The sequence below is a fragment of the Nitratireductor sp. XY-223 genome (assembly GCF_004959855.1).
In the GTDB taxonomy this organism is placed as follows: domain Bacteria; phylum Pseudomonadota; class Alphaproteobacteria; order Rhizobiales; family Rhizobiaceae; genus Hoeflea_A.
This window is the reverse complement of record NZ_SPNT01000040.1, coordinates 1-6466: the sequence shown is the minus strand read 5'-3', so window position 1 is coordinate 6466 and position 6466 is coordinate 1. Positions and strand designations below refer to the sequence as shown.

Annotated in this window: 5 protein-coding genes; 4 read left to right on the top strand and 1 reads right to left on the bottom strand. The window is 60.8% G+C overall.

The window, feature by feature from the left end; all coding sequences use genetic code 11:
* Positions 1-276: 276 nt before the first annotated feature.
* The 4 genes from E4M07_RS28755 (at position 277) to E4M07_RS28740 (ending at position 6108) form a co-directional block, all read left to right on the top strand.
* Positions 277-1752 carry a site-specific integrase gene (locus E4M07_RS28755; protein ID WP_136661851.1) on the top strand — a complete coding sequence of 492 codons (1476 nt, stop codon included), beginning with the start codon at positions 277-279 and terminating at the stop codon, positions 1750-1752.
* Positions 1749-3557, top strand: coding sequence for a hypothetical protein (locus E4M07_RS28750; RefSeq protein WP_136661850.1), 1809 nt, complete (start codon positions 1749-1751; stop codon positions 3555-3557). The genes E4M07_RS28755 and E4M07_RS28750 overlap by 4 nt, the downstream gene beginning before the upstream one ends.
* Positions 3558-3928: 371 nt before the next feature.
* Positions 3929-5665, top strand: a complete 1737-nt coding sequence (locus E4M07_RS28745; RefSeq protein ID WP_206057433.1) for a hypothetical protein — start codon at positions 3929-3931, stop codon at positions 5663-5665.
* Between the two features lie 8 nt (positions 5666-5673).
* On the top strand, positions 5674-6108 hold the full coding sequence (locus tag E4M07_RS28740; protein ID WP_136661849.1) for a hypothetical protein: 435 nt from the start codon (positions 5674-5676) through the stop codon (positions 6106-6108).
* Here the strand turns inward: E4M07_RS28740 and E4M07_RS28735 are convergent.
* Positions 6063-6335 (bottom strand): DUF2274 domain-containing protein, encoded by a 273-nt coding sequence (locus E4M07_RS28735; RefSeq protein ID WP_136661848.1) that lies wholly within the window; start codon positions 6333-6335, stop codon positions 6063-6065. The two genes, E4M07_RS28740 and E4M07_RS28735, sit on opposite strands and share 46 nt — an antisense overlap.
* Positions 6336-6466: the final 131 nt, after the last annotated feature.

Genomic DNA, 6466 nt, shown 5'->3' with positions numbered 1-6466 from the left:
GGCATTATCCGGACTCTTTGTACCTGTCTCATCATGGCGCGGCGTTTCCACGACTGCCGTGCTTGCGGGGGAGCACGCAAACGTCCGGGTCAACCGTTCCCGCAGGGCTTGCCCGAGGACAACGGTTGACGCGGCGGTGTCACAAAACGCTGTTATGAAGCGAGCAGGCTTTGGCCTGCTCGCCTGCCACGCGGCGAGCGGGGGGAGCGCGAGGGGGAACCCCCTCGCACTCCAATAATGACTCGCGCCGAAGGCGCACCATATTTGAGATCTGATATGCCCGATTTGTTTTTGACGGACGGGCGCGCATTGCGGCGCCCGATTGAGACGGATTCGTTTGGTGTAAGGACGTTGGGCCGCTTGGCGGCGACAGTGGAGAAGTGCGCGATCACCGACGGCATGCCGTTCATTCTCGATGACGACGGAGGCTACGACGTCGATCTCAATCGGTTTTTTCGGGACTGTCCGACCATGGGCGTGCGTTCGCCGAACAGTTTGCGGGCGTATGCGCGCGATATCCTGATCTGGATGCGCTTTCTGGACGAACGGCGGTCGGGCAAATCGATTTGGGAAGGGAACGCCGATGACATTGCGGCGTTTCATGCCGCGCGACGCCGCTCGAAGCCGCCCTATCGGATATCGGCGGCATCGTGGAACCGATCGATTGCAGCGCTTGAGAAGTTCTATCGATGGGCGCTGGAAGAAGGGATTATCGAGACTGTGCCTTTTACCTATCGACGCGTCTTTCGGCGCGGTCACGGTGCCCATTGCCCCGTTGTCGTCTCTCACAATAGAGCGCGCGAGCCTGGCGCGCGTCAATCGGATATGCGCTTTATCGGGCTCGATAAATTCACGATGTTCCGCGACGTTGGGCTGCGCGGGCGTTTGCCTGACGGTTCTGAAGACCCGTCGTGGCGCGGACGCCATGGCGAACGCAATGCGCTTTTTGCCGAACTTCTCCTGACCACCGGCATGCGCCTTGCGGAAGCTGCCCATCTTCTCCATTGCGAACTGCCGACGGCGGCGGCATGTCAAGATGCGGAGCAACGGCTCTTTCTTTTCCGATTGCCTGCTGCAATCACCAAAGGCAATAAGGCGCGCAGGATTAGATTGCCGTTGCGTATCATGCTCCGTCTTCATGACTATGCCGCACTTGAACGGGCGAACGCCGTTGAACGGATTGCTGAACGAAGCAAAGTTCATGCAACGACGGACGCGCTGATTGCGGTTGATGCTGATCACAAAACGATCGTCATCGCTGGCGAAGACGGCCAACGAAAGAGGATGCGCCTGGACCTTGTCGCGCCAAGGGAGCGACAACGGCTTTTTATCGTCGATGGGGGCGGCGTTTCGCCGGCGATGTTGTGGCTGACGGAGACCGGCGCGGCGATGACGCCCTGGGCCTGGGCCGGCGTGTTTCGACGGGCGAGCGCACGATGCCGCGCTTTCGGTATTGATATCGAGGTCACGCCGCACATGCTGCGTCACAGCTTCGCCGTCAATATGTTGTCGATGCTCATCCGCACGCAAATCGGGATGGTTGTGCAGGATGGATCGGTGAGCGCCGCGGGCGCCGCCGCCTATCGTCGGATGATTGGCGATCCTTTGCAAAAACTGCAACGGCTGATGGGACATGCAAGCATCATAAGTACGCATATCTATCTCAGTTCCCTGGATGAAAGCCGCGCGATCGTTGATGCCGCGATCAATGATTGGGCTGGCGCCTCGGGCCGTGAGGAGACTGTACCGTGAGCGCCAAGCGCGTCCGCAAGGCGCGCTTTCCCAAGGAAATGCCGGCAACGGCTGGCATAGAGCGCGACATCGCCGCCTTGCGATTTTCGATACCGTTGCCCGAAGGCGGCGTTGTCGGCGTTAATCTCACTGACTGGTCGCGGCCGCGCCTGACGCGCACTTTTGCAAAGGCGTTTTACGACGATATGACGTCGCCCGGCACGGTCTGCACTAAATTGATGGTGAACAGACGATTGGGCGAGTTGCGCCGGTTTTGGCGGTTCCTCAATGATGTCGGCGCCCCGCTTGAGCGCGTCGAAGAGATAACGCCGGAACTGTTTGGCCGCTATGAAGATTGGCTGGCGCAAAACGCAGGCGCCTCTATCCATCAACGCCATCTTTTGGCGCGCGTGATCGGGCTGTTGCGCATCATGGATGAGCGAGGAAGCCCGCCGCTTGCGCCAGGGCTTGTCGAGCGATTGTCCTATATCACCAGGCGTCCTTTTGAGCCCAGCAAGCCGCGGGACGCCTATAGTCCGCGGATCGCGGAAGCGTTGCGCACTGCCGCGCGGGCTCATGTATTGCAGGCAGCGGCGCGCATCAGCCCGGAGGGCGCCGTGCCGTCGCCGCCGGAGGGGTTGCCGGCAAGCGTTCTCGAACAATACAAAATCGTTTTGGAAGAGATGGACCGTCGCGGCTGGCTGCCGCAATCGCGCGAACCGATCGCCAACCGTCTGATTCAGCGTGCCGTCACCCGGGGCGTTTCGATCGGTCCCTGGGACGGCGTTCACGGGCGGTTTCACTTGCTGGCCGATGACATCATCGCTTTCATCGTCCTGCTCAGTCTGGAGACCGGCCTTGAGGTCGAAGCCTGCCGAACCCTTAAAGCCGATTGCCTGCGCAATGCGGTCAAAGGATCGGTGGAGATCGAGTATCTGAAGCGCCGCGCGCGCGGCGCGCAATGGAAGCGATTGCGCGTGCGCGACGGCGGACCGACAACGCCCGGCGGCCTGATCCGATTGGGCCGCCGGCTTTCGGCGCGCACCCGTCGCTGCGTCGGCGGCGATAGATTGTGGGCCTATTTTACGACATCGGGCCTGATCAGCGTGATGACGAACCATCATGTTCCGGCGCGTTATTTCGTGCGGCGGCACAATCTGACAGACGATGATGGCAAACCGTTGAACCTGCAACTCTCGCGCCTGCGCAAAACCCAGAAAGCCGAGTGGTATATTAAAACAAACGGCCAGCTTGACGCTTTCGCCGTCGGCCACTCTCTTGAGGTCGCGGCAAATCATTATGCGGATATTCCAGCGCTGCGACGCATTCACGAAGAGACCGTCGCCGAAGCCTTGCATGACGCCGCCGAAGGCGCGCTTAAACCGCATATCGTCACACCCGAGAGCGAAGCGCGCTTGCGCGCCGATCCTCAGGTTTCGGATTTGCCCGTCGCGAAGTCGAAGGTGACGGCGTTTCTTGACGGCGAGCAAGATGTCTGGCTTGCAAGCTGTGGCGGGTTTTACAAAAGTCCGTTTGCGCGCAAAGGCGAGCCTTGCCCGAAAGCTTTCTGGGGCTGTCTTGAATGCGAGAACGCCGTCATCACAAGCCGCAAATTGCCGGCGCTTATCGCCTTTATGAACTTTATGACGGCGCAACGTGAGGTCCTCGCCGGCGGCGACTGGGCGATGAAGTTCGGCCGTGCCTATCGGCGCATCGCCGAACAGATCCTGCCGGCTTTTCCGGACGCCGATGTCGCCGCAGCGAAGGCGATCGCCGATGATCGTTCGGACCTTCTTCATCTTCCTCCCGAAGCCGGCGCCCTATGACGGCCGTTCCCAAGAAAAGCGAATCGTCCATTGCAGTCTCCGCCCATCGCAAGGCAGATGAGATCGTTCTTGGCGCCGCCGAGATTAAACCCGACGTCGATGCCGCTCAGCTTTCGCACTTCAGCAATGACGTATGGGATTTGACGCCCGCCATATTCCGCGAGAACGCAGCGCCCAGCACCGGCGTTCTCGACTTTCGTCTGTTGGCGGATCCCTGGCAACGACTGACGGCGAAGGAATATATGTGGGCGCGCCTTAACGGGCGCTCGCCGAACCGCCGCACGGTCATGGCGCCGACGACGGCCCGCGGCGTGTTTGACAACGTCAAACGCTTCCTTCGGTTTATCGAGCGTCACGCCGGCGCATTCTCCATGGAAGCGGTCGATCAGGCTTTGCTTGACGCCTACCTCGCTTTCATTCGCGACAGCGGCAAACGAACGCCCCAGCAAGTCGCCCGCATCGTTGAAATCGCGATCGATCTTCATCGCCATGGCGAGGTTTTGACCCTCGGCGGCTATTCTTGTCGGCCCTGGCGCGGACGCAGCGCGTCGCGCATCGCCGGCTGTCCGCGCGACACCGGCGAGAACCGAACACCGCGCATCCCCGAACCCGTCATTGATGTTTTGCTGCGCTGGGCGGTCAAATATGTCGATCATTTCACCGATGACATCCTCGCCGCCGCGGCTGAGCGCGAACGCCTGGAGCGCAAACGGCAAACAACGCGCGCCGCCACGCGCACCGTCGTCGGCAAGTTCGACAGCTATGTTCGCGCGCGCCGCCGCGCCGGTCGCGGGATTCCGGTCCGGTCCGTGCGCGCTGAAGGCGAGGAGCCGGATTTCAATTTCCCGCTTATCGCGGCGCAGGTCGGCTGTTCGACCGGCATGCTCTACCATCCGGAGGCGTTTCGCGCACACCTTTCCTTCGCCGCCGACTGGATCGGCGTTGAGATCGGCGGCATGGATACGCCAATCTCCAATGATCCCGACACCGGCGAACCATGGCGCGCGCGGTTCGACAACGCCAGCATCGATCATGAACAGCGCATGTTGCAGGCAGCCTGTTACATTGTCTGCGCTTATCTTTCCGGCATGCGTGACAGCGAGATTCAGGCCATGCGTCTTAATTGCCTTGACGTCACGCGCAGCGCCGACGGCGTCATTGAACGCTATCGGGTGCGTTCGCTCGCCTATAAAGGCCGCGGCGCGCGGGGCCATCCGGAAGAATGGATCACCATCGCGCCAGTCGCCCGCGCCATCGACGTATTGAAACGGCTTTCGGCCGCAGCGCGGCGCAAACGCGGAACCTTGTCGCTTTGGCCTATGCTGAGCGACAAGGGCCCCACGACGGTGCATCTCGGTACCGGCGTTAATGCGTTGCTTAATGATTTCCGCGCGCATCTTGATGCGGCCTACGGCGATGAGACCGCGCCCATCGTGCCCGCCATCGACGGCAAAACCTGGCGCCTGACGACACGGCAATTCCGTCGCACCGTCGCCTGGTTTATCGCCAACCGCCCGTTCGGCGCCGTCGCCGGCAAAATTCAATATAAACACGCATCGATCGCTATGTTTGAAGGCTATGCCGGCGGCGGCGAAGCGGACTTTAAGCGCGAGATCGAACAGGAACGCGCCCTCGGCCAACTCGACGACATCGTTGATCACTATGAGGATTTCAGGCGCGGGCTGAAGCCGACGGGGCCCGCTTCCGCGCGCATCCTCGCCGAGTTCGAACAAGTCAAAGACAAACTCGGCGACTTGCCAGGCCGCATCGTCGACCGCCAGCGCTTGCGCGCAATGCTGACGCAATTGGCGCGCACCCTTCATGTCGGTCTCCTCAATGACTGCTTCTTCGATCCCGCGACAGCATATTGCCTCGACCGAACAAAAGTTGCTGAACGCGGCGCGCCGATGCTTTCCCATTGCAGCCCTGATCGTTGTCCGAACGCCTGCATTAGCCGGCGCCACCTGGCGCCCTGGCGAGATTCCATCGCTGACGGCGAAGCGCTGCTCAAAGACAAGCGACTGTCAGTGCTGCAGCGTCGCGCGCTGCGCGAAGAGATTGCGCGCAAACAAAAGCTCATCGCTCCGCTTGCGGAAGAGACAGCGTGATACGCCAAATGAAAGACATTTCTACGGAGCAAGCGCTGAAGCAGGCCATGGAGCGGCTTCTTGCCGGACGCGCCGACCGCACCGATGGCCGGCTGACTATCGCCAACCTCGCCAGGGAAGCGGGCGTATCTCGCGCTACGGCCTATCGCTGTTCCGATATTGTCGAGGCGTTCCGCTGCGAAGTCAAAGCCCGTAACGGGCGCAAGCCGGGGACGGCGGCTCATCGCAGCAAGATCACCGCCCTCGGCGCAGAACTCGATAGTCTGCGGGCCAGCGCTCGCAAAGAGCGCCGCGCCCATGAGACAACCATCAACGCCATGGCCCAACGCATTCAAGCGTTGACATTGCTGACCGCAGAACAAGAAAGACAGATCGCCGATCTTCATGAAGCGCTCTTTCAATCAGGCGTCGTGACGCCATTGCGCGCGCGTAAATCGGATTGATCGCGCCGCTTGCGAACGGGGTTGCTGTGGCGTTTCATGAAGGCGCGGTCGGAGCGTAGAAACGCTTCCAGCATGTGCGGTATCAAAACCGCCGCCTCGACAGGCTCGTAGAGCTCAGCGTAATCGGCGGCGTAAAGGTCCAGCGCCTCCTTCAACGTTGTCTCCATCGTCACCGAAACACGAACCGTTTCCACCTTCGGCAATGGCCCAAGTTTCAACTGCGTCATGATAGTTCTCCGGCGGCCAAACTCGCAAAAAGTGTCTCACACAGGCGCCGCAGCGCCGCCCGAAAACATTTCAATAACTTAGGTCGAATACCGTCCCATGAGACATGTCTCATGTCTTGATAAGCGGCATA